The sequence below is a fragment of the Streptomyces sp. DH12 genome (assembly GCF_020873895.1).
Classification (GTDB): Bacteria; Actinomycetota; Actinomycetes; order Streptomycetales; family Streptomycetaceae; genus Streptomyces.
On record NZ_JAHWGT010001399.1, the window covers coordinates 1 to 416 of the forward strand.

Annotated in this window: 1 protein-coding gene; it reads right to left on the reverse strand. The window is 68.8% G+C overall.

Features of this window, described 5'->3' with window-relative positions:
* Positions 1–271 (reverse strand): RHS repeat-associated core domain-containing protein (locus LPA54_RS42785; RefSeq protein WP_228985386.1); only part of this gene is annotated, 271 nt, incomplete at its 3' end.
* Positions 272–416: the final 145 nt, after the last annotated feature.

The window sequence follows — 416 nt, forward strand, 5'->3', positions numbered from 1 at the left end:
GTCCGGGGGCAAGGCCCAAGGGGTCCTGGGAAACGTACCGCCCCGTCTCCGGGTCGTAGTGACGGTGGTAGTTGTAGGCGAGGGCCGTCTCGGGATCGCTGTACTGACCCGGAAAACGCAGCGGGCAGTGCGCACCGCCGGTCCGGTGACCGTCGACGGCCGCTCCCCAGACCGTTGTGCGCGCACTCCACGCCACCTCCCCGCTCTCCCCGACAAGTTCGGTGGGGGTTCCGACGAGGTCCGTCACGATGCCGTAGAACTGCTCGTCCACCCAGTCCTGGAAGGCTCCTGCGCGACGCACCCGGTCCACCTGTGTGACAGGGCTGAACCGGTCCCGCTCCCAGTCCCACACGGTGCACGTGGACGTTTCGTCGTCCGCCCGGGTGACAACCTGCTCGGCCAGGACGAAGCCGTCC